Origin of the sequence: Bradyrhizobium sp. SUTN9-2, assembly GCF_003122645.1 — a bacterium.
GTDB classification, from domain to species: Bacteria; Pseudomonadota; Alphaproteobacteria; order Rhizobiales; family Xanthobacteraceae; genus Bradyrhizobium; species Bradyrhizobium yuanmingense.
In genome coordinates this window covers 4,119,955-4,140,577 of sequence record NZ_LAXE01000001.1, presented here as the reverse complement: position 1 = coordinate 4,140,577, position 20,623 = coordinate 4,119,955, and the positions used below count along the sequence as shown (strand labels likewise).

The window sequence follows — 20,623 nt, the reverse complement described above, 5'->3', positions numbered from 1 at the left end:
AGGTCTGCGGCGCAATCTCCTCCAACACCTGCGCATCGATGCCGATGTCGGCAACGCGCACGCGGCCGCAATGCATGCGCCCGGGCAACAGCAGATGCGCCGGCTTCTTTCGGAAGAAGGTGACGGTCTCGGTGGCGTTCACCGCCACGCCCATCACGGCCGCGCTGGTGCCGTTGATGCCGCTCGGCAGGTCGACCGCCAGCACCGGGGCACCGTTGGCGTTGATCGCCTCGATCATGGCGCGCGCTTCGCCATCCACGGTGCGGCTGAGGCCGGCGCCGAACAGCGCATCGATGATCAGCGCAGGCCTGCCGATCGCCTGCGGGTTGAACGGCAGCACCGGGTGCTTCCAGCCGCGCGCGGCCGAGGCGGCATCGCCCTGGAGCTGGTCCCGCTCGCACATCAGGATCACCGAAACCTCGCGCCCCTGCGCGGCGAGCTCGGCCGCGGCCACGAAACCGTCGCCGCCATTGTTGCCGGGGCCGGCGACGATCAGGATCGGCCCCTCCTCCACCAGCGCATGGGCGGCCTCGGCGACCGCCTGGCCGGCGCTGAGCATCAGCTTGAAACCGGGCGTGCCGGCCGCGATGGCAAGCTGGTCGGCGCGCTGCATTTCGGCGTTGGTCAGAACTTCCATGCCACTTCCTAGTACAAACGCCTCTTGAACAGGCATCTTTTGCGCTGATCCGGCGGTGGGAACGTCGAAATGCACATATATTGAACCGTTTGCCTATTTTGCGGTCTTCGGTATTTTGTGCAGGTCGGCACCATCACTCAGAGATGCTCGTTAAAAGGCTGATAACGCTCCGATAATCAGGGCATTTGCAACTTGGCATAGACCCTGCTTTCGAGGAAGCCGCTTCGGTTCGTCGTGCTCACTGACATCTTGAAGGGCGTGGCCGGCCGTTGTTGCCGGACGGGTCAGGGATCCCGGCACAGAGAAGACAAGATCGTGCGTTGAGAAATGCGCGTCCTGACGAAGACGTTGCTATTGGATCGAAAGGCCGGGAGTCGCGCAGTGAAGAAAATCGAAGCCATCATCAAGCCATTCAAGCTCGACGAGGTGAAGGAAGCGCTTCAAGAAGTCGGTCTGCAGGGCATCACCGTCACCGAGGCCAAGGGCTTTGGCCGGCAGAAGGGTCACGCCGAACTTTACCGCGGCGCAGAATACATCGTCGACTTCCTGCCGAAGGTCAAAATCGAGATCGTGATCGGCGACGATCTGGTCGAGCGCGCCATCGACGCAATCCGCCGCGCCGCGCAGACCGGCCGCATCGGTGACGGCAAGATTTTCGTCTCCAACATCGAAGAGGCGATCCGCATCCGAACCGGCGAATCCGGGCTGGACGCTATCTGAACCGGGTGCTATCCCGCATTTTGCGACACTCTGACAAGAAATAAGGCTGCTTCGGCGGCCTGATTTCGTTTGTGCGGTCGCGCGCGAACTCGCCAAAAGCGAGAACAATCTTGCTCACCTGGAAACCGACCCGCAGAGCCATAAGGGGTATGCATGAAGACCGCCAAAGACGTCCTGAAATCGATCAAGGACAACGACGTGAAGTACGTCGACCTGCGCTTCACCGATCCGCGCGGCAAGTGGCAGCACGTCACGTTCGACGTCAGCATGATCGATGAAGACATCTTCGCCGAAGGGACGATGTTCGACGGCTCCTCGATTGCCGGCTGGAAGGCGATCAACGAGTCCGACATGTGCCTGATGCCCGATCCGGTGACCGCGACGATCGACCCGTTCTTCGCCGAGACCACCATGGTCATCACCTGCGACGTGCTCGAGCCGACCACCGGCGAGCCCTATAACCGCGACCCCCGCGGCATCGCCAAGAAGGCCGAGGCGATGGTGAAGTCGATGGGCGTGGGCGACGCCGTGTTCGTCGGCCCCGAAGCCGAGTTCTTCGTGTTCGACGACGTGCGCTTCTCCTCCACCCCCTACAACACCGGTTTCCGCCTCGACTCCTCGGAGCTGCCGACCAACTCCGACACCGAATATGAAGGCGGCAATCTCGGCCACCGCGTCCGCACCAAGGGCGGCTATTTCCCGGTGCCGCCGCAGGACTCGGTGCAGGACATGCGCTCGGAGATGCTGGGCGCCATGGCCAAGATGGGCGTCAAGGTCGAGAAGCATCACCACGAGGTCGCTTCCGCCCAGCACGAGCTCGGCATGAAGTTCGACACGCTGACGCTGATGGCCGACCACATCCAGATCTACAAATACTGCATCCACCAGGTCGCGCACATCTACGGCAAGACCGCCACCTTCATGCCGAAGCCGGTCTACGGCGACAACGGCTCGGGCATGCACGTGCACCAGTCGATCTGGAAGGACGGCAAGCCGGTGTTTGCCGGCAACAAGTACGCCGACCTGTCGGAGACCTGCCTCCACTATATCGGCGGCATCATCAAGCACGCCAAGGCGATCAACGCCTTCACCAACCCGTCGACCAACTCCTACAAGCGTCTGGTCCCGGGCTATGAGGCCCCCGTGCTGCTCGCCTATTCCGCGCGCAACCGCTCGGCGTCGTGCCGCATCCCCTACACCGCCTCGCCGAAGGCCAAGCGCGTCGAGGTGCGCTTCCCCGATCCGCTCGCCAATCCCTATCTCGGCTTCGCCGCGATGCTGATGGCCGGCCTCGACGGCATCAAGAACAAGATGGATCCGGGTCCGGCGATGGACAAGGACCTCTACGATTTGCCGAAGGAAGAGCTGAAGCAGATCCCGACCGTGTGCGGCTCGCTTCGCGAGGCGCTCGAAAACCTCGACAAGGACCGCGCCTTCCTCAAGGCCGGCGGCGTGTTCGACGACGACTTCATCGACGCCTATATCGAGCTGAAGATGACCGAGGTCGAGCGCTTCGAGATGACCCCGCACCCGGTCGAGTTCGACATGTACTATTCGGGCTGATCGGCCTGAACCATCCGCGACATGCAAAAGGCGCTTCCGGAAGGAGGCGCCTTTTCGTTTGAGGAGGCTCGACAGCTACCACGTCGCCGTGAACGCCCGCTGCAGCTCGGCCGGAGCCGGGGCGCCCGCTCGCGATCAGCACCTCGCCGCTTTCTGTTACGGGTTGTCAGGTCGCGGCATCAAATGGTCGAGCAGGCCGGTGGGGAGCGGAAACACCACGGTCGACGAGCGTTCACCGGCGATGTCGTGCAGAGCTGCGAAGTAACGTAGCTGCATTGCCTGAGGCTCCTGCGCCAGAATCCTGCCGGCTTCGACGAGCTTTTCGGCGGCCTGCTGCTCGCCCATCGCATTGATCACCTTGGCTCGCCGCAAGCGCTCCGCCTCAGCCTGTTTGGCAATCGCGCGAACCATGGTTTCGTTGATATCGACGTCCTTGATCTCTATGCCGGTGACCTTGATGCCCCAGACGTCAGTCTGCTTGTCGAGAATCTCCTGGATATCGGCGTTCAACCGGTCGCGCTCGGCAAGCATCTCGTCGAGCTCATGCTTGCCGAGCACCGAACGCAACGTGGTCTGGGCGAGCTGGCTGGTCGCCGCCATGTAGTCGCCGACCTTGATGATGGCGCGCTCGGGATCGACGATGCGGAAGTACAGGACGGCGTTGACCTTGACGGAGACGTTGTCCCGCGAAATCACGTCCTGCGGCGGCACCACCTGCACCATCACCCGCAGATCGACCTTGACGAGTTGCTGCACGATCGGGATGAGGAGTATCAGGCCCGGGCCCTTCACACCGGTAAAGCGGCCGAGCGTGAAGACGACGCCGCGCTCGTATTCGCGCAGGATTCGAATGGCCTGGGATAGAAACACGATGACAAGCAGCGCAAGCGCCGCATACGTCAGATATTCCAGCGTCATGATGTACCTCCCTCGCCTGTCCGGGCGGGTGTGCGGCGTATCAGCAGCGTCAGGTCGACGACATTGGCGACCTCTACCGTCTCTCCGGGCTTGAAGGTTTCGGCGCCGCGCGCCTGCCAGCGCTCACCATGGGCGAAGACATGACCTTCGTTCCCGTTCCAGTCGAGAACCTCGGCGGGCAAGCCGCGCATGGCCTGTGCGCCGACCAGCGCAGGAGCTTTGCGGACGCGCCGAAGTGAGCCAAGCACGATCAGAACAAAGCCGCTGAACACGACCGCAGTGGTGCCGATCACCCACCAGGACAGTTGGTATCCAGGCGCCTCGCTCCTGAAGAGCATCATTGCTCCCAGCACGAAAGAGATGATCCCGCCGAAGCCGACCACCACGGTCGGGTTGAAGGCTTCGACGGTGAGAAGCACGAGTCCCACCAGCATCAGGGCGAGGCCGGCATAGTTGATCGGCAGCAAATTGAGCGCATAGAGGCCGATCAGCAGACATATCGCGCCGATAACTCCGGGGGCGACGGCTCCGGGAGACATGAACTCGAAGATCAGGCCGTAGATGCCGACCATCAGGAGAATGAACGCCACGTTCGGGTTGGTGATGACCGCCAGGAACCGGGATATCCGTCCGGGCTCGATGGCTTCAACGACAGCATCCTTTGTTGCGAGGCGTTGCGTCCTGCCGCCTGCGAGCTCCACCACACGGCCATCAACCTGCCGCAGCAATTCAGCCTGATCGCGCGCGACGAGATCGATGGCATGTGCCTCCAGCGCGCCGTTGGCGGAGAGTGTTGCGGCCTCGCGGACCGCCCTCTCCGCCCACTCCGCATTGCGGTTGCGCAGCTCGGCGAGGCTTCGAATGAAGGCGACGGCATCGTTCGTGGCCTTCGCCGTCATCGCGTCCTTCGGCCCATCCTTCTTGTCTTTGCCATCCTTGTCGGGTGTGCCGCTCGGCAGGCCCGGCAGCGGCCCGCCAATCTGGACCGGCGTCGCCGCACCGATGTTGGTACCTGGTGCCATCGCCGCGATGTGGGTCGCGTAAAGGATATAGGTCCCCGCACTCGCCGCGTGGGCACCGGAGGGAGCGACGTAGCCAATGACAGGGACGGGCGAGGCGAGCACATCAGCGATGATCTCGCGCATGCTGGAATTGAGCCCGCCGGGCGTGTTCATCCTCAGAAGCACGACCTCGGCGCGCCGTTCGCTCGCCGTGGCCAAAGCCTCCCGGACGTAGCTGGCTGACGCCGGGCCAATCGCCCCGTCGATCGAAACAACAAGGGCTACGCGCTTGCTCTCCTCCGCTGAGCTGGGAAGGAGGCAGCAGCTCAAAGCCACGACGGTGATCGCCGCAACGAGGGCCGCCTTCATGGTCTGCACGGCACGGGCTCCCTTGCAGAGCATATGGTATTGTTCTCATGAACCTCAATGCTGCGCGTGGAGATCAACATTGCGATTGTGCAACGCAATGGGAATGCCCATGCAGGATTGCCGACGCGCTCGGCCTCGGCGAGCGTACGTTGAACCGAAAATTCCAGGACTCACGCACGAGCCGCCGCAATCCTTCATCATGCGCAGCCGTGTCGAGCACGCGCGCACCCCGCTGGAATCGACGACGCAGCCGATCAAGACGATCGCGCGCGCTGCCGGCTATGAGGATGAGAGCAGCTTCCGCAAGCTGACACTGATGTCACGCAATCCTATCGTGCGCGACGGATGGAGCGGGCGGTGTGAGGCTGATGCCGGTGGCATGACCGATGGACGCAGTCCGGTCGCGGCGCTCTCGCTGGGCAAAGCCTGAGCGCATCTACGATTCAACACGGTAGAGAAATTTTGCGCCACGGAGCGGCCATCAGCTTTCGTTCTGCATCTGACTCCAATTCGTTCTCAAAGAACAAATCAGAGCCGCAAAAACCAGGACGGAGCAATTCCTACTGATTGGTTTACTCCGTCGGAAATTCGGGATGCACCTTGGATAAACAGTCCTCGTAGGGCGGATTAGCCGAAGGCGTAATCCGCCTACTGCGTGCGACGCTCACGCACGTTCGCCAAAGTTACCATCCGCGTTGCTATCTCCTGCCCAATCCGCCGGAAACAGTCCGGCCTCGACATCTCGGTGAAATGACGAATGCGGCCAATCCAACACGCGGGTCACATATCCGTGCTTGACTGGGTTGATGTAGCAATACTCGATATGGCGTGCATAGTCGGTTTCGTCGCGGATGAGGTGCTCCCAGAACCGGTTCTGCCATACGCCACGCTCCCGTCTTGCGATCTGTACAGCGGTTAAAGGCTCTGTCTTCGGCAGGGACTTCGCGAAGCGCATTTTGATCAATCTCCACCGCATCGAAAAGTCGGCATCGCCGCGGGGAAGCGTCCAGACCGCATGAAGGTGGTCCGGAAGCACGACAAACGCATCGATAGTGAACGAATAGTCCCGACGGGTCGCTGCAACGGCCGCGCGCAGCGCTGCGATGTGCTCGACGAGCAGCCGCTGCCTACGATCATGAAGATTGACCGTGAAGAACCAGCAGCCACCTGGAATAAATGCACGGCGGCATTGCAGCTGCCCCATGAACTAAAGATGGCGGATTACGCCTTCGGCTAATCCGCCCTACTCAGTCCAAGCCGAGTGCGCAACGTGGCAGAAGCTGGATTCCCGGCTCTGCGCCGCAACGCTCCGCGTTGCAGCTGCTCCGGGACACGACCGCGGCTACGCCTCCGCCTTCTGCCTTGTCACCAGCGCCTCGCCAAAGGCCTCGAACAGCTTGCGGTTGATCGGATTGTGCTGCGGGTCGTACTCCGCGTGCCATTGCACGCCGAGGGCAAAGCTCGGGGCTTCCGCGATGCGGATCGCCTCGATGGTGCCGTCCTCGGCGATGCCTTCGATCAGCACGCGCTTGCCGGGATCGAGGATGCCCTGTCCATGCAGCGAATTGACCCGGATCTTCTCGCAGCCGAGGATCGTGGCGAAGGCGCCGCCGGGCGTCAGCTCGACGTCGTGACGGTCGGCGAACACCACGGTCGGATCGGGATGGATCTCGCCGTTCTCGAGCCGGGGCATGCGGTGGTTCATGCGGCCGGGGATCTCGCGGATCTCGGGATGCAGCGAGCCGCCGAAGGCGACGTTCATCTCCTGCAGGCCGCGGCAAATGCCGAACAGCGGAATGCCGCGGGCGACGCAGGCGACCGAAAGGGCCAGCGCGACCTCGTCGCGGTGGATGTCGTAGGGCTCGTGCTTCTCGCAGGGATCGACGTTGAAGCGGGTCGGGTGAACGTTGGCCCGGGCCCCTGTGAGGATGATGCCGTCGACGGTATCGAGCAGCGCCGGGATATCCGTGATGTCGGGGGCTCCAGCGAACATCAACGGCAAGCCGCCGGAGACTTCGGCCACGGCGCGCAGGTTTCGCTCGCCAACCATCTGGACCTGAAATCGATTCTCGACGCGATAGGAATTCCCGATCACGCCGACGACCGGCTTTCTCATCTGTCGTTCCGCGCCTCCCGATAAGAAGATTCCCCAAAGATGCCCCTCCGATGGAACAAATTCAACAGAGGGGATCGCGGGACGGCAATGCTATTTTCGCGCAAATGCCTCCCGGGCGTCCAACCCGCCCTCCACGGGCAGACCCGCGGCCCTCAGCGCAATTGCCGCTGTCTCGCCCGGCGCGGTCAGCCAGGGAAGCTTGGCCTCGATTCCGCGCGTCACGGGCTCCCCGAGCACGCCTCCGAAGTCGATCGGCCAGAACCCGTTGGGCACCACCTCGGCGGAGAAGCCGCGGATCGCATAGCCCTCGCCCAGGATTGCCTCTGCCTTGTCGCTGGCGACAAGGCGCGCGGTGTTGGGATCCCTGAGATCGCCAAAGCTCACGAGCACGGGGATGAGCTCTCCTTGCACCGGGACAATGCCGGTCTGCCGGCTCATGTCCTTGAACGACACCCGGCTGCCGCGCGCGGCGCCATAGGCGCGGAGCGCCACATAGTTGATGTCGTCGAGGTCGAGCTTGGCGCCCTGCTGGTGCGCCAGCAAGACCACGATGTTCTTGCCTTGGCCGAGATCGACGAACACGGCCTCCCCGCGCGTCGTGGTGCGGCCGCTGCGGTTATAGTTGCGATCGGGCACGACAGCGAGAATGGCCGACCCGGTCTTGATCCCGGCGGGCGTCGTCACCTCGACCGTTAGGCGGTATTTGTGGTCCGGCCGGTTGATCCGGATCTGGTCGCCGCCTACGAGCAAAGCCAACAGCCCGAGCAGACCGGCCCACTTGCTGATAACGCCCAAGCGCCCCTCACTTCCTTTTCGCCACCGCTCTGCACCGTTCGCGCGGCAGCGTCAAACCGGCGCGTTGCCGCTCTTGATCTCGGGGCTATCGCATTTGAGGGGCTTTTCCCTGCAGTCATCCTTCGAGGCGCCCGCTTTAGGCGGGCTCCTCAGGATGAGGGCGGAGTGCGTGGCTACAGTTTCAACAGGCACTGATCCAGATTAACCTCATCCTGAGGAGGCGAAGCGCCGTCTCGAAGGACGAGGCGTGCGCGCAGGCCGCCGCCAAAAGTGATCTGCGATAGCCCTGCTCTTGATCGGAAGCGTGTTTGTCGAAAGAGTGCTCCCATTGCAGCCACCAAAGACAGGATACGATGTGACCTTTCCCGCAGATGAACGATCTCGCTCCCGTGCCGACCTCGCGCGGGATCAGGCCTGGGCGATCGCGGCCGGAGGCATCGGTGTCGTTCTGTTCACCGCGCTGCTCGCCTTCACCTGGTATTTTGCCGCCACCCTGCTGCTGATCTTCACCGGCATGCTGCTCGGCCTCGGTCTCAACGCTCTGGTCAATGCGCTCGGCCGCCGGGTCCAGCTGCCTCACACGATCCGGCTTGCGATCGTCTGCGTCGCGCTCGCTTTGCTGCTCGCGGGCGTCGCCTATCTCGGCGGCGCCACCATTGCCGAACAGGCCTCGCTGCTGAGCAAGACCATCAAGTCGCAGATCACCAATGTCAGGTCCCTGCTCGAGAGCCACGGCATCGACACCAGCTTCTTCGACCTCGGCAACGCTGCCTCGGACCCCGCCGCCAACACCTCCTCGGAGGCAACGCCCGCGCCGGCAACGCCTTCGCGCGCTCCGCTGCCCAGTGCCGGCACGCTCGCCTCCAGCGGCGGGGCGATCGTGAGCCAGACCCTCAAGCTGCTGCTCGGCACCATTCACGGCGTCGGCAACATCTTCATCGTGCTGTTCCTGGGCCTGGCCTTCGCCGCCCAGCCCAGCGTCTATCATGACGGCCTGCTGTTCCTGGCACCGGCGCGGCACCGTACCCGTTTCGCCATCGTCATCGACCGTATCGCTGAAACGCTCGAGCGCTGGCTGATCGCCCAGATCATCGTCATGATCGCGGTCGGTGTCGTAACCTGGATCGGACTTGCCGTCATCGGCATCCCCGGCGCGTTCATCCTAGGAATCCAGGCGGGCCTGCTCGCCTTCATCCCCACGGTGGGAGCCATCATCGCCGGCGTCATCGTGGTGCTGGCGAGCCTGGCCTCGGGCTGGATCCCCGCTTTGTCGGCATTTCTGCTGTTCATGGGCGTGCACGCCATGGAAAGCTACGTGCTGACGCCGATCCTGCAGCGCCAGGCACTCGACATCCCGCCGGCCACGCTGTTCGCGTTCCAGATCCTGCTGGGCGTCGTGTTCGGCATCTGGGGCCTGGCGCTGGCGCTCCCGCTGGTGGCGATCGCCAAGGTCATGATCGACCATGTCAAGACCTACGAGGCGTCGCCTCTCGCGGAGGCGGCCTAGAGCATGATCCGGACCCGGAGGACCGCGTTAGCGGAAAGTGTGGAGCGGTTTTCCGATAAGATGATGCTCCCGAGATAAAGCCTCAGGTCGTCAGCACGGTCTCGGTGTGCTCGACCTCGGGAGGCGCGGCAAAATACTGGCCGACCAGGCCGCGCCATTCCGTGAAATTCTCCGAGCCGCGGAAGTCCACAGTGTGGTTCTCCAGCGTCGCCCATTTCACCATCAGCCGGTAACGCTGCGGCTTCTCGATCGACTTGTGCAGCTCGAAGCTCTGAAAGCCCTTGGAGCGGCCGAAAGCGGCCTTGGCCTTGGCAACGGCGGCCTCAAAATCCTTCTCGCTGCCCGGCTTGACGTCAATTTGCGCGATCTCGGTGATCATCGGCTTTCCACCCTTTTTGTTGATGGCCGTGTCTACCGCAGATGGCGACAAAGAAAAAGGCGCTGAAGCGGCGCCCTGCCCGGTCTGGAAATGCAGGCCTGTCAGGCGAACAGCAGGACCGTGCCCGCGACGATCAGCGCACAACCCGCGAACAACACGAACGGCCAATAGCTGCGTTGCTGCGTGTAGCGGCCTTGCGCACGACGCTCGGTGATCAGCGCGCTCTCGTATTCGTCCGCAGTGGAGAACAGACAGGCGAAACCGCCGCGGGCCGAGGCAGCTTCGGCTTCGAGCGACATCAGGGCGGCTTGCGGATTCCGTCGACGGATCGATTCCATGACCACGATGGTAGGGATCGAATGGTAAACAGAGATTTACCGCAAGCCCGCCCTGCATGCTCACGCGGTGACCGGACGCGCCTGCGATGCGCCGGTCCGCGCCGCGCTCTGGCGGCGCCAGTTCTCCAGCGACAGCGGCAGCTCCTCGGCCGCCTCGACGCGGTTGCGGCCGCCGCGCTTGGCCTGGTAGAGCGCGGTGTCCGCCGAGGCCAGCAGCACCTCCAGCTCGGTGCCGGCCGGACCTCCGGCAACGCCGATGCTGACGGTGGTATCGACCGGACCTTCGTCGACCACGACGCCGGAGGTCTCGAACGCCTCGCGCACGCGCTCGGCGACCAGCACGCCCTCCTCCAGTGAGCATGGCAATAGCGCGGCGAACTCCTCGCCGCCGATGCGGCCCGACAGGTCGGAGATGCGCAAATTGCTGACCACGACGGTGGAGAACAGCTTCAGCATCTCGTCGCCGGCGGGATGGCCGAAGCGGTCGTTGATCGATTTGAAATGGTCGATGTCGAAGATCATCACGGTCACCGGCCGCCCGGCCTTGGCCTCGCGCTCGATCACGCGCGCACAGGCCTCCGAGAAGCCGCGCCGGTTGAGCATGCCGGTCAAGGGATCGGTCGATGCCGCCGTCCGGTGCGCGGTGACGGTGCGTTCCGACACCAGCATGAAGATCACGAACACGGTACCGACGGCGTAGAGAATGAGCTCGACCGCGAACACGGTGACCCAGATGCTCGAGGAGAAGCCGGCATCATGCGGGCGCAGGAAGCTGCCGATCAGGATCGGCAGCATCAACACGCAGCCGTGCATCACCGGCATCACGAAGGCGGGCCAGCGCCGTTGCACGCTCTTGCGCCGTTCGGTCCAGAGCTCGCTCGCAGTCAACGCCGCGTACACCGAGACGATGCCAGCACCGACGAGCATGCGCAGCATCGATGCCGTGGGATCGAGCAGCGTCGCAGCAGCGACCCAGGCGAGCGCGCCGAGCACGAGCCCCGGCCAGTTTGGGTTGCGGCCGTGGAAGACGCGCGCTGCGTTCCAGACCATGCCGCAGGCGACGAAACCGACCGCGTTCAGTGCGAGGTAAATGTGCGGCCCCAGCCTGTCGCCCGCCGCGGTCCATAGTGCGACGGATGCGGCACCGAGCAGATAGGCGGTGCCCCACCATTTCAGCGCCGGGCTGTTCTCCTGCTTGCCGAAAAACACCATCATGGCGCCGAGCAGTGCGGCGACCATGGTGGCGACCAAATAGAGCGTGATGCTATCGAGCGACATCATGTCGGCCCCCTCTAGAACATAGCAGTTACGCGATCGGCCCAGCCGATTTGCGCGCCCTTCCGAAGGCGACGCTAGGTCTCGCGGGTTCCATTCAGGTTTTCGCCGGTCCCTAAGTTTTCGGGAAACACGCCATCAATTTGCATACAAACGAACAACAAAAAGGGCGCTGAAATCAGCGCCCTTTTGCATCTCATTGAAGCCGCTTTCGCGGCGAATGCGACAAAAGCGATTAACGCTTCGAGAACTGGAAGGACCGGCGGGCCTTGGCCTTGCCGTACTTCTTGCGCTCGACCACGCGCGAGTCGCGGGTGAGGAAGCCGCCCTTCTTGAGCACGGAGCGCAGCTCCGGCTCGAAATAGGTGAGCGCCTTGGAGATGCCGTGACGGACCGCGCCGGCCTGGCCGGACAGGCCGCCGCCGGCGACGGTGCAGATCACGTCGTACTGGCCCGAACGCTGGGCCACGGAGAACGGCTGCTCGATCATCATGCGCAGCACGGGACGGGCGAAATAGACCTCGACCTCGCGCGAGTTGACGGTGACCTTGCCGGCGCCCGGCTTGATCCAGACGCGGGCGACCGCGTCCTTGCGCTTGCCGGTGGCGTAAGCGCGGTTGAACTTGTCGACCTTCTTCTCGTGCTTGGGCGCCTCGGGCGCGGCCGCCGTCTTGAGCTGCGAGAGCTGGTCGAGCGACTGAATGGATTCGGCCATGTTATGCGGCCCTCGTGTTCTTGCGGTTCAACTTGGCGATATCGATCTTCTCGGGCTGCTGCGCCTCGTGCGGATGATCGGCGCCGCCGTAGACACGGAGGTTACCCATCTGCACGCGGCCGAGCGGACCACGCGGGATCATGCGCTCGACGGCCTTCTCGAGCACGCGCTCGGGATGACGACCCTCGAGGATCTGGCGCGCGGTGCGCTCCTTGACATGGCCGACATAGCCGGTGTGCTTGTAGTAGGTCTTCTGCTCGCGCTTGCGACCGGTGAGGACCGCATGCTGCGCGTTGATGATGATGACGTTGTCGCCGCAATCGACGTGCGGGGTGTAGGTCGGGAGGTGCTTGCCGCGCAGGCGCATGGCGACGATGGTGGCGAGGCGGCCGACGACCAGACCCTTGGCGTCGATCAGCACCCACTTCTTCGTCACCTCAGCCGGCTTTGCCGAAAAGGTTTTCATGTCGGAGTTTCCGTGGACGGGAGATATCGGCGCGAACACCGCACCAGACTGCGCGCGGTTCTAGAGAAGAGCGGCGCAACGGTCAATGCCTCAGAGATGAAATTAGTTACGTAAAATCAATGCCTTAAAAATATGGTACGATAATACCCGCGAAAACCTCAAACATTTGGAATGGAATAGGTCGAGGTGACATGAGCGATCGGATCCGGCGAGGTGCCGGACAGCAGCTTCACCTCCCCGACCGCCAACCGTTTGCCGAGCTTGAGCAGTCGCGCCTCCGCCAGCACGTCCTGGCCGGGCTGGCCCTTGCGCAGGAAGTTGATGTTGAGATTGGTGGTCACGGCGAGCCCGATCGGCCCGATGGCAGACAGCAGCACCACGTACATGGCGAAATCGGCCAAGGCCATCAGCGTCGGGCCGGACACGGTGCCGCCCGGTCGCAGCATCTTTTCGCTGTAGCGCTGCCGCAGAAGGCAGGTCTGTCCGTCCGCGCTTTCGATCGTGATGTCGTCGCCGCTGAAGGCCTGGGGAAACTCGTGGCGGAGGAACTGCTCGAGCTCCGCCACGCTCATTTTCGCTGCCGCCATGCTGTTCCCACCCTCGCTTCACTTGCCCTGTTACATTAAGTTAGCTGCGTCATTCAAATGCAATAATCCAACGGAAACGCTTCGATGTCCGTTCAGGCCGCCCGCGCCCCCACCCCGCAACCGCCGATCCTGCTGCGCGAGATCGTCGGCAGCGTCGCCGTGCTCACGCTGAACCGACCAGCCGCGCGCAACAGCCTTTCCGAGGCGATGATCGGACAGCTGCATGCGAGCCTCAACGCAATCGCGGAAGACAAGCACATCCGCGCGGCCGTCATCGCGGCCAACGGCCCCGCTTTTTCCGCCGGCCATGACATAAAGGAACTGACCGCGCGCCGCACCGATCCGGATCGGGGTCGGGCTTATTTTGCGCAGATCATGACGGCCTGCAGCGCGATGATGCAGGCGGTCGTGCATCTGCCGAAGCCCGTGGTCGCGGCCGTCCAGGGCATCGCAACCGCCGCCGGCTGCCAGCTCGTCGCCAGCTGCGATCTTGCGATCGCATCGCACGAGGCGAAGTTCGCCACACCCGGCGTCGATATCGGCCTGTTCTGCTCGACCCCGATGGTGGCGCTGTCGCGCAACGTGCCGCGCAAACAGGCCATGGAGATGCTGCTGACGGGCGAGCCTGTCACGGCCGAGCGCGCCCGCGACATCGGGCTCGTCAACCGCGTCGTTCCCGCCGGCACCGAACTCGGCGCCGCGATCGAGCTCGCGCAACAGGTCGCGTTGAAATCCGCCTACACGATCAAGCTCGGCAAGGAGGCCTTCTACCGCCAGGCCGAGATGAGCCTTGCAGACGCCTATCGCTATGCCGCAGAGGTGATGACCGAGAACATGATGGCGCGCGACGCCGAGGAAGGCATCGGCGCCTTCATCGAGAAGCGCACGCCGACATGGCGGGATGAATGACCCCCGCCAACAAGAAAAGATAAGTGATGAACCACGACGCCTATCCCGACAATTACATCCGCGGCATCCTCAACAGCGTGAAATCGATCGCGATGGTCGGGGCCTCGCCGGTCAATGTGCGGCCGAGCTATTTCGCGTTCAAATACCTGATGCAGCGCGGCTACGACATGATCCCGGTCAATCCCGGCCATGTCGGCAAGGAGCTGCTCGGCAAGCCGTTCGTCGCATCACTGTCGGACATCGGCCGCCCCGTCGACATGGTCGACATCTTCCGCAACTCGAGCCACATCATGCCCGTCGTCGAGGAGGCGCTCACGCTCGACCCGCTGCCGAAGGTGATCTGGATGCAGCTCGGCGCGCGCGACGATGCGGCGGCCGCGAAAGCGGAATCAGTCGGGATCAAGGTGGTCATGAACCGCTGCCCCAAGATCGAATATGGCCGCCTGTCGTCAGAAATCTCCTGGATGGGCGTGAATTCGCGCACGCTCAGCTCCAAGCGCGCGCCGGCGCCGACGCAGGGCATGAGGCTGTCTCTCAATCGGATGAGTGTCGGCGGTGGCGACACCGCCGCATCGGATCGCGCTGCGAAGAACAAGAGCGAGCAAAGCTGACGCGATTGCGAAGGCTTCGTTTCGCAAACGCGACAATGCGCAGCACGATCGTTCCCAAAATGATTCCGATGTGACGCCGCGCCTTGACGGCGGGCACGGCGCCGATCAGCATGCCGCGCGAATTTCAGGCCACAAGAACAGGACGCCCAAATGAGCGATCGCCTTCCGGGATTTTCAACGCTCGCCGTGCATGCCGGTGCACAGCCCGACCCCACCACCGGCGCGCGCGCGACTCCGATTTATCAAACGACCTCTTTCGTCTTCAACGATGCCGATCACGCCGCCTCGCTGTTCGGCCTGCAGGCGTTCGGCAACATCTATACCCGCATCGGTAATCCCACCAATGCGGTGCTGGAAGAGCGCGTCGCCGCGCTCGAAGGCGGCACGGCCGCGCTCGCGGTCGCTTCCGGCCATGCCGCGCAGGTCGTGGTGCTGCAGCAGCTGCTTCAACCCGGCGACGAATTCATCGCCGCGCGAAAGCTCTATGGCGGCTCGATCAACCAGTTCACGCACGCCTTCAAGAGCTTTGGCTGGAACGTGGTGTGGGCCGATCCCGACGATATCGCGAGCTTCGAGCGTGCGGTGACGCCGCGCACGAAAGCGATCTTCATCGAGTCCATCGCCAACCCCGCCGGCAGCATCACCGACATCGAGGCGATCTCGACCGTGGCGCGCAAGGCGGGCGTGCCGCTGATCGTCGACAACACGCTGGCTTCGCCCTATCTGATCCGTCCGATCGACCACGGCGCTGACATCGTCGTGCACTCGCTGACGAAATTCCTGGGCGGCCACGGCAACTCGCTCGGCGGCATCATCGTCGATGCCGGCACCTTCGACTGGTCCACGGGCGGCAAGTACCCCATGCTCTCGGAGCCGCGCCCGGAATATCACGGCATCCGGCTGCAGGAGACCTTCGGCAATTTCGCCTTCGCGATCGCCTGCCGCGTGCTCGGCCTGCGCGACCTCGGCCCGGCGCTGTCGCCCTTCAACGCCTTCATGATCCTGACCGGCATCGAGACTCTGCCGCTGCGCATGCAGAAGCACTGCGACAATGCCAAAGCCGTTGCCGAATACCTCGCGGGACATCCGGCGGTGGCCTCGGTGAGCTATGCCGGGCTGCCGAGCGACAAGTACAATCAGCTCGCGCGCAAATACGCACCAAAGGGCGCCGGCGCGGTGTTCACCTTCAGCCTGAAGGGCGGCTATGACGCCGGCGTCAGCCTGGTGTCGAAGCTGCAGTTGTTCTCGCACCTCGCCAATGTCGGCGACACCCGCTCGCTGGTGATCCATCCGGCCTCGACCACGCACAGCCAGCTCGACGACGCCGCCAAGATCAAGTCCGGCGCCGGCCCGGACGTGGTCCGGATCTCGGTCGGTATCGAGGACAAGGAAGACCTGATCGCGGATCTGGAACAGGCGCTGGGGACGTAGCGCCTGGGAAGGACGGCGGCCGTTTTGGCCGCCGTCGGTTAACCCTCATTAACCATATCTGCCTCATACATCGTGCTTGGATCGCCCCTTTGATTCGGAGCCGACGATGCTGCGCTGGATGGTGCCCGCTCTGGCTGTGATGCTGACGGCCTCGGCGGCCATTGCCGCCGATCTGCCGGCGACGCCGAAGCGGCGCGCGGCCGGGCCGCCGCAGGACCCACCTCAGGTCTATGTCGAGACCGATCCGGATGCGCTGATCTCGCCGGCCTACGGCATCGGCAGCTACATCCGCAACCTGCCGGGCACGCCGCTGCTGCCGGGCTCCCACACCTTGCCTGGCTATTACGGCCGCCCCTGGAGCTACGATTATCAGGGCGCCTATTACGGCGGGAAACAGGTCGATTATTTCTGGCGCCTGCCCTATGCGTGCGGCGTCTACGGCTATTGCTGATCAGCCGGGCTGATGGTGATCAGCCGGGCTGACCCACGGGGACCGCGCGCGGCTGCGCCTGCACAGACTGCCGTGACGCCAGCCGCTCCACCTGCATCACTGCCAGCGTCAACACCACGATCGCAACCGCCTGGTGGGTCAGCGCGAGATCGATCGGCACCTGGTTGAGCAGCGTGAGAATGCCGAGCACCGCCTGCACGCTCACCGCTGCGAACAGCCACAACGCGCCGCTCGCGGCCGCACCTGCACGCGAGCGCACCGCGTCGATCGCATGCAGCAGCGCCAGCACGATCAACACGTAGGCGGTCATGCGGTGCTCGAACTGCACCGTCAGCACATTGTCGAACATGTTGCGCCACCACGGCGTCTCGAACCACAGCCGTTCCGCCGAGGGGATGAGCGCCCCATCGATCTCAGGCCAGGTGTTGTAGGCCCGCCCGGCACGCAAGCCCGCGACCAGCGCACCGAAATAGATCTGCACGAAGGTCACCGCGAGCAGCACCGCGCTCGTGAACCGCAGCCGAGCCGGCGCCGCGATCTGCGGCCGCTGCTCGAGCCGCCGCACCGTCCAGACGATCCCGGCGAAAATCAGGAGCGCGAGCGAAAGATGCGTCGCCAGCCGATATTGCGACACCTCGGTGCGTTCCGTCAGGCCCGAGGCCACCATCCACCAGCCGACCGCCCCCTGGAGGCCGCCGAGCGCAAACAGCAGCCACAGCCTGCGCTTCAGCTCACCCGACAGTCCGCCGCGCCAGAGGAAGAACAGGAACGGCAGCAGATAGGCGACGCCGATGAAGCGGCCGAGCAGCCGGTGGCTCCACTCCCACCAGAAGATCGTCTTGAACTCGGACAGGCTCATGCCTGAATTCAGCTCGCGATATTGCGGGATCTTCTTGTAGGCCTCGAACGCCTCGGCCCATGCCGCTTCCGACAGCGGCGGAACACTGCCCGTGACCGGCTTCCATTCGACGATCGATAGGCCCGATTCCGTCAGCCGTGTCGCACCGCCAACCAGCACCATCAGTGCGATCAGCGCGGCCACACAGATCAGCCACCAGCGCACGGCGCGATGCGGCTCGGATGGGGCGGAATTCGTCGTCATTTCAAGGACAAAACCAAGCCTGTGGCGAAGAGACTTGAACCCGGTTGAGTGCCCCTTATAGTCCCCCGCTCCCGCAGCGCAAGTAACGCGAAAGCCTTAAAGTTCCCGCCATGACGATCCGCACCCGCAAGTTCCTCGGCGCCATCCTGCTCCTGGTGCTGGCCACCGTTTGGGCCCTGCTCGGCATGGCGGCGGCGCAGATGCCGTGGATCGCCGAATCCGGCTGGCGGCAGGCGATCTACTACGTCGTGGTCGGCATGGGCTGGGTGCTGCCGGCGATGCCGATCGTGAGCTGGATGCAGCGGCCCGATCGCCTCAGGTCTGGCTCGTAGCGCTCCCGGTCGGCCGCACCGGCGCAAAAGCGGCGCCCGACACCAGCACGCGCAGCATCCGTAGCGAGCGCACCCGCCCGTCCCAGGAGATCCGCGGCAGCGCGCGCAAGTTCGTCCGTCCCTCCGCCTCCACGATGCCCGGGATCGTCGAGGCCGCGCTGGCGAAGCCCGCCTGCTCCGCCATCACGACGTGGCTGCGCCGGAACGAAGCGCGGTCGCCGAACGGATAGGCGAAATGCCTGATCTCGCACTGGAAGGCCGATTCCGCCACGGCCTTGCCCATCGTCATCTCGCGCAGTGCGGCCGCGTCCTTCATGTTGGCCAGCATCGGATAGTTCACCGTTGCACTGCCGATCGTCAGGAGCGGATCGCCGGCGAGCCTGGCGAGGTCCTCCCAATCCATCGACGCCTCGCGCGAGAGCGCGGCGAGGTCGATCCGGTAGCGCGTACAGAGATCGGCGATCGCGGCCGACAGATCCGCCGGCGGCAGCGAGCGCAGCCAGCTCTCCAGATGCGAGAACAGCGCCTGCTTCCCGGCCTTGTCGGCGACCGTGAAGCGCTGCTCCTTGTCGCCCATCATCAGGTCGATGCGGCTCTCGCGCGCGATCACCTGCTCCAGGGCGAGCCACCAGGCCTCGCCGACGCCGTCGGGAAAAGCGGTCGGCACATAGATCGTAAAAGGCACGGCGTGACGCGCCAGCACCGGATAGGCGAAGGTGATGAGATCCTTGCCGGCGCCATCGAAGGTCAGCGCCACGAAGCGACGCTTCTCCGGCAGCATCACCGCGCGCCGGCAGACCTCGTCCATGCCGAGAAAATCGTAGTTCCACCGCTTCAGCGCGCGGATGGCGCGATCGAGGAATTGCGGCGTAATCTCGTGCTCGAGCAGCGGCTGAAATCCGCGCCGCCGAGGCCGCACGTAGCGGAAACGCAGGATGGCGCCGGCACCGCGACTGCGCAGCATGGCCTGGCCAGTGAACCAGGCCAGCTCGAGGCGCAGCCGTTCCAACCATCTGTCGTCGGAAGCCAAAATCCCACCCTTCGCGCGCGCCGGCGGTCAGTTCCCTCGCCCCAGTCATTACCCTTTGTTGACCTTTGTTTGCAAAGGTCGGCCACGGGCCGAAATACGTATTTTCGATTTCTCGACAGGTTTCGCGAATGACCATGGCTGCGGCGATGCAAAGCCGGACGGCAGAAGCGCCAGCGCGGTCGAAAGCGAGCCGTATCGCACAGGTCGACATCGTCACCGATCTCGCCGAGGTCGAGGCGGTCTGGCGCGGCTTCGAGGCCAGTGGCCATCTTTTCACGCCCTACCAGCGCTTCGACCTGCTCGACCCCTGGCAGCGGCTGGTCGGCGCCCGTGAAGGTGCCCGGCCGTTCATTGTGATCGCCCGCGACGCCGATCGGCGCCCGCTCCTGCTGCTGCCGCTCTCGCTGCGGCAGGGCCACGGCGTGCGCACCGCCGGCTTCATGGGCGGCAAGCACACCACCTTCAACATGGGCCTGTGGAACGCCGAGTTCGCAGCAGAGGCCGCCAGCGCCGATCTCGATGCACTGCTTGCGCCGCTCGGCGAGCACGCCGACGTGCTCGCACTGACACAGCAGCCCGAGCGCTGGCACGACCAGCAAAACCCGTTTGCCGCCCTGCCGCGGCAGCGCCCGATCAACGGTTGCCCGCGACTGGTGATGGAGCCGGGCGGCCCGCCGGCCTCGCGGATCAGCAATTCCCTCCGCCGCCGCCTCAAGAGCAAGGAGAAGAAGCTTCAGTCCCTCGCCGGCTACCGCTATCACCTGGCGACGTCGGACGCAGACATCATCCGCCTGCTGGATTGGTTCTTCCGTGTCAAGCCGGCTCGGATGGCGGAGCAGAAGCTGCCGAACGTCTTCTCCGAACCCGGCGTCGAGCAATTCGTCCGCAGCGCCTGCCTCGCGCCGCGCGGCGAAGGTCATGTCATCGACATCCATGCGCTGGAATGCGACGAGGAGGTGATCGCGATCTTCGCCGGCGTCGCCGACGGCGAGCGCTTCTCGATGATGTTCAACACCTACACGATGTCCGAGCACGCCCGCTACAGCCCCGGCCTGATCCTGATGCGCTACATCATCGACCGCTACGGCGAACGCGGCTACCGCTCGCTCGACCTCGGCATCGGCTCGGACGATTACAAGCGGATGTTCTGCAAGGACGACGAGGCGATCTTCGACAGCTTCGTCCCCCTGACCTCGCGCGGCAAGCTCGCGGCCATGGCGATGTCCTCGCTCAGCCACGGCAAGCGGCTGGTGAAGCAGAACCAGATGCTGTTCGACATGGCCCGCCGGTTACGGCAGGCGTTCGGGTAGCTCTTTCCACTTGCACGGCTGTCTTCCCTTCTCCCCTTGTGGGAGAAGGTGGCGCGAAGCG

24 protein-coding genes are annotated in these 20,623 nt (G+C 64.1%); 10 read left to right on the top strand and 14 right to left on the bottom strand.

The features are described 5' to 3' along the window. Window positions 1-637 (bottom strand): NAD(P)H-hydrate epimerase (locus tag XF30_RS19265; protein WP_192893189.1); only part of this gene is annotated, 637 nt, incomplete at its 3' end. Window positions 638-1,018: 381 nt separating this feature from the next. Here XF30_RS19265 and XF30_RS19260 point away from each other — a divergent pair. Beyond that, on the top strand, window positions 1,019-1,357 hold the full coding sequence (locus tag XF30_RS19260) for a P-II family nitrogen regulator (RefSeq protein ID WP_007603495.1): 339 nt from the start codon (window positions 1,019-1,021) through the stop codon (window positions 1,355-1,357). A gap of 153 nt (window positions 1,358-1,510) precedes the next feature. Beyond that, window positions 1,511-2,920, top strand: coding sequence for a type I glutamate--ammonia ligase (gene glnA / locus XF30_RS19255; protein WP_036010292.1), 1,410 nt, complete (start codon window positions 1,511-1,513; stop codon window positions 2,918-2,920). A 156-nt stretch (window positions 2,921-3,076) separates the two neighbouring features. Here the strand turns inward: glnA and XF30_RS19250 are convergent, their stop codons facing one another. Further along, window positions 3,077-3,838 (bottom strand): slipin family protein, encoded by a 762-nt coding sequence (locus XF30_RS19250; protein WP_036010294.1) that lies wholly within the window; start codon window positions 3,836-3,838, stop codon window positions 3,077-3,079. After that, window positions 3,835-5,217 (bottom strand): NfeD family protein, encoded by a 1,383-nt coding sequence (locus XF30_RS19245; RefSeq protein WP_109145777.1) that lies wholly within the window; start codon window positions 5,215-5,217, stop codon window positions 3,835-3,837. Before XF30_RS19245 ends, XF30_RS19250 begins: the two co-directional genes overlap by 4 nt. Window positions 5,218-5,407: 190 nt before the next feature. On the opposite strand from XF30_RS19245, the gene XF30_RS19240 reads away from it, so the two are divergent. After that, complete coding sequence (locus XF30_RS19240; RefSeq protein WP_244608979.1) at window positions 5,408-5,638, top strand: hypothetical protein; 231 nt, start codon at window positions 5,408-5,410, stop codon at window positions 5,636-5,638. A 234-nt stretch (window positions 5,639-5,872) separates the two neighbouring features. On the opposite strand, the gene XF30_RS19235 is transcribed toward XF30_RS19240, so the two are convergent. The 3 genes from XF30_RS19235 to XF30_RS19225 all read right to left on the bottom strand — a co-directional run bounded on the left by XF30_RS19235 (window position 5,873) and on the right by XF30_RS19225 (window position 8,119). Then, window positions 5,873-6,412: an REP-associated tyrosine transposase gene (locus tag XF30_RS19235; protein ID WP_109143561.1), complete on the bottom strand. Its 540-nt coding sequence runs from the start codon at window positions 6,410-6,412 to the stop codon at window positions 5,873-5,875. A gap of 138 nt (window positions 6,413-6,550) precedes the next feature. Then, window positions 6,551-7,324 carry a gamma-glutamyl-gamma-aminobutyrate hydrolase family protein gene (locus XF30_RS19230; RefSeq protein WP_036025392.1) on the bottom strand — a complete coding sequence of 258 codons (774 nt, stop codon included), beginning with the start codon at window positions 7,322-7,324 and terminating at the stop codon, window positions 6,551-6,553. 90 nt (window positions 7,325-7,414) lie between these two features. After that, window positions 7,415-8,119 carry a hypothetical protein gene (locus XF30_RS19225; protein ID WP_109143560.1) on the bottom strand — a complete coding sequence of 235 codons (705 nt, stop codon included), beginning with the start codon at window positions 8,117-8,119 and terminating at the stop codon, window positions 7,415-7,417. Between the two features lie 355 nt (window positions 8,120-8,474). On the opposite strand from XF30_RS19225, the gene XF30_RS19220 reads away from it, so the two are divergent. Continuing rightward, the gene (locus XF30_RS19220) at window positions 8,475-9,626 is read left to right on the top strand and encodes an AI-2E family transporter (protein WP_036010309.1); all 1,152 of its coding nucleotides are present in this window, start codon (window positions 8,475-8,477) and stop codon (window positions 9,624-9,626) included. Between the two features lie 82 nt (window positions 9,627-9,708). Here XF30_RS19220 and XF30_RS19215 read toward each other — a convergent pair whose 3' ends face one another. The 6 genes from XF30_RS19215 to XF30_RS19190 all read right to left on the bottom strand — a co-directional run bounded on the left by XF30_RS19215 (window position 9,709) and on the right by XF30_RS19190 (window position 13,386). Further along, window positions 9,709-10,005 carry an antibiotic biosynthesis monooxygenase family protein gene (locus XF30_RS19215; RefSeq protein WP_109143559.1) on the bottom strand — a complete coding sequence of 99 codons (297 nt, stop codon included), beginning with the start codon at window positions 10,003-10,005 and terminating at the stop codon, window positions 9,709-9,711. 101 nt (window positions 10,006-10,106) lie between these two features. Then, window positions 10,107-10,343 (bottom strand): hypothetical protein, encoded by a 237-nt coding sequence (locus XF30_RS19210; protein WP_036010312.1) that lies wholly within the window; start codon window positions 10,341-10,343, stop codon window positions 10,107-10,109. 60 nt (window positions 10,344-10,403) lie between these two features. Continuing rightward, the gene (locus XF30_RS19205; protein WP_036025401.1) at window positions 10,404-11,624 is read right to left on the bottom strand and encodes a GGDEF domain-containing protein; all 1,221 of its coding nucleotides are present in this window, start codon (window positions 11,622-11,624) and stop codon (window positions 10,404-10,406) included. A 229-nt stretch (window positions 11,625-11,853) separates the two neighbouring features. Next, a complete protein-coding gene (rpsI, locus tag XF30_RS19200) occupies window positions 11,854-12,333 on the bottom strand; it encodes a 30S ribosomal protein S9 (protein WP_018642439.1) in 480 nt (159 codons plus the stop codon). Window position 12,334: 1 nt separating this feature from the next. After that, window positions 12,335-12,799, bottom strand: coding sequence for a 50S ribosomal protein L13 (gene rplM, locus XF30_RS19195; protein WP_018642440.1), 465 nt, complete (start codon window positions 12,797-12,799; stop codon window positions 12,335-12,337). 158 nt (window positions 12,800-12,957) lie between these two features. Then, window positions 12,958-13,386, bottom strand: coding sequence for a PaaI family thioesterase (locus XF30_RS19190; RefSeq protein WP_036010317.1), 429 nt, complete (start codon window positions 13,384-13,386; stop codon window positions 12,958-12,960). Window positions 13,387-13,470: 84 nt separating this feature from the next. On the opposite strand from XF30_RS19190, the gene XF30_RS19185 reads away from it, so the two are divergent. The 4 genes from XF30_RS19185 (at window position 13,471) to XF30_RS19170 (ending at window position 16,788) form a co-directional block, all read left to right on the top strand. Then, window positions 13,471-14,295 carry an enoyl-CoA hydratase gene (locus XF30_RS19185; RefSeq protein ID WP_036010319.1) on the top strand — a complete coding sequence of 275 codons (825 nt, stop codon included), beginning with the start codon at window positions 13,471-13,473 and terminating at the stop codon, window positions 14,293-14,295. 26 nt (window positions 14,296-14,321) lie between these two features. Continuing rightward, window positions 14,322-14,906 (top strand): CoA-binding protein, encoded by a 585-nt coding sequence (locus XF30_RS19180; protein ID WP_036010322.1) that lies wholly within the window; start codon window positions 14,322-14,324, stop codon window positions 14,904-14,906. A 150-nt stretch (window positions 14,907-15,056) separates the two neighbouring features. Beyond that, window positions 15,057-16,337: an O-acetylhomoserine aminocarboxypropyltransferase gene (locus XF30_RS19175; protein WP_036010324.1), complete on the top strand. Its 1,281-nt coding sequence runs from the start codon at window positions 15,057-15,059 to the stop codon at window positions 16,335-16,337. A 106-nt stretch (window positions 16,338-16,443) separates the two neighbouring features. Further along, window positions 16,444-16,788: a hypothetical protein gene (locus XF30_RS19170; RefSeq protein ID WP_036025406.1), complete on the top strand. Its 345-nt coding sequence runs from the start codon at window positions 16,444-16,446 to the stop codon at window positions 16,786-16,788. Window positions 16,789-16,807: 19 nt separating this feature from the next. Here XF30_RS19170 and XF30_RS19165 read toward each other — a convergent pair whose 3' ends face one another. Further along, window positions 16,808-17,890: a COX15/CtaA family protein gene (locus tag XF30_RS19165; protein WP_109143558.1), complete on the bottom strand. Its 1,083-nt coding sequence runs from the start codon at window positions 17,888-17,890 to the stop codon at window positions 16,808-16,810. Between the two features lie 110 nt (window positions 17,891-18,000). Between XF30_RS19165 and XF30_RS19160 the strand changes: the two genes are divergently transcribed. After that, window positions 18,001-18,222, top strand: coding sequence for a DUF2842 domain-containing protein (locus XF30_RS19160; RefSeq protein WP_036010340.1), 222 nt, complete (start codon window positions 18,001-18,003; stop codon window positions 18,220-18,222). Here the strand turns inward: XF30_RS19160 and XF30_RS19155 are convergent. Further along, complete coding sequence (locus tag XF30_RS19155; RefSeq protein WP_109143557.1) at window positions 18,206-19,252, bottom strand: polysaccharide deacetylase family protein; 1,047 nt, start codon at window positions 19,250-19,252, stop codon at window positions 18,206-18,208. The genes XF30_RS19160 and XF30_RS19155 overlap by 17 nt on opposite strands. Window positions 19,253-19,380: 128 nt before the next feature. Between XF30_RS19155 and XF30_RS19150 the strand changes: the two genes are divergently transcribed. Then, complete coding sequence (locus tag XF30_RS19150; protein WP_109143556.1) at window positions 19,381-20,562, top strand: GNAT family N-acetyltransferase; 1,182 nt, start codon at window positions 19,381-19,383, stop codon at window positions 20,560-20,562. Window positions 20,563-20,623 lie beyond the last annotated feature (61 nt).

Excerpts from the sequence above, each read along its gene's own strand:
- glnA (WP_036010292.1), top strand. The coding sequence starts at position 1,511 with ATGAAGACCGCCAAAGACGTCCTGAAATCGATCAAGGACAACGACGTG.
- XF30_RS19250 (WP_036010294.1), bottom strand. The coding sequence starts at position 3,838 with ATGACGCTGGAATATCTGACGTATGCGGCGCTTGCGCTGCTTGTCATC.
- XF30_RS19240 (WP_244608979.1), top strand. The coding sequence starts at position 5,408 with ATGCGCAGCCGTGTCGAGCACGCGCGCACCCCGCTGGAATCGACGACG.
- XF30_RS19235 (WP_109143561.1), bottom strand. The coding sequence starts at position 6,412 with ATGGGGCAGCTGCAATGCCGCCGTGCATTTATTCCAGGTGGCTGCTGG.
- XF30_RS19230 (WP_036025392.1), bottom strand. The coding sequence starts at position 7,324 with ATGAGAAAGCCGGTCGTCGGCGTGATCGGGAATTCCTATCGCGTCGAG.
- XF30_RS19215 (WP_109143559.1), bottom strand. The coding sequence starts at position 10,005 with ATGATCACCGAGATCGCGCAAATTGACGTCAAGCCGGGCAGCGAGAAG.
- XF30_RS19210 (WP_036010312.1), bottom strand. The coding sequence starts at position 10,343 with ATGGAATCGATCCGTCGACGGAATCCGCAAGCCGCCCTGATGTCGCTC.
- XF30_RS19205 (WP_036025401.1), bottom strand. The coding sequence starts at position 11,624 with ATGATGTCGCTCGATAGCATCACGCTCTATTTGGTCGCCACCATGGTC.
- rpsI (WP_018642439.1), bottom strand. The coding sequence starts at position 12,333 with ATGGCCGAATCCATTCAGTCGCTCGACCAGCTCTCGCAGCTCAAGACG.
- rplM (WP_018642440.1), bottom strand. The coding sequence starts at position 12,799 with ATGAAAACCTTTTCGGCAAAGCCGGCTGAGGTGACGAAGAAGTGGGTG.
- XF30_RS19190 (WP_036010317.1), bottom strand. The coding sequence starts at position 13,386 with ATGGCGGCAGCGAAAATGAGCGTGGCGGAGCTCGAGCAGTTCCTCCGC.
- XF30_RS19185 (WP_036010319.1), top strand. The coding sequence starts at position 13,471 with ATGTCCGTTCAGGCCGCCCGCGCCCCCACCCCGCAACCGCCGATCCTG.
- XF30_RS19180 (WP_036010322.1), top strand. The coding sequence starts at position 14,322 with ATGAACCACGACGCCTATCCCGACAATTACATCCGCGGCATCCTCAAC.
- XF30_RS19175 (WP_036010324.1), top strand. The coding sequence starts at position 15,057 with ATGAGCGATCGCCTTCCGGGATTTTCAACGCTCGCCGTGCATGCCGGT.
- XF30_RS19170 (WP_036025406.1), top strand. The coding sequence starts at position 16,444 with ATGCTGCGCTGGATGGTGCCCGCTCTGGCTGTGATGCTGACGGCCTCG.
- XF30_RS19165 (WP_109143558.1), bottom strand. The coding sequence starts at position 17,890 with ATGACGACGAATTCCGCCCCATCCGAGCCGCATCGCGCCGTGCGCTGG.
- XF30_RS19160 (WP_036010340.1), top strand. The coding sequence starts at position 18,001 with ATGACGATCCGCACCCGCAAGTTCCTCGGCGCCATCCTGCTCCTGGTG.
- XF30_RS19150 (WP_109143556.1), top strand. The coding sequence starts at position 19,381 with ATGACCATGGCTGCGGCGATGCAAAGCCGGACGGCAGAAGCGCCAGCG.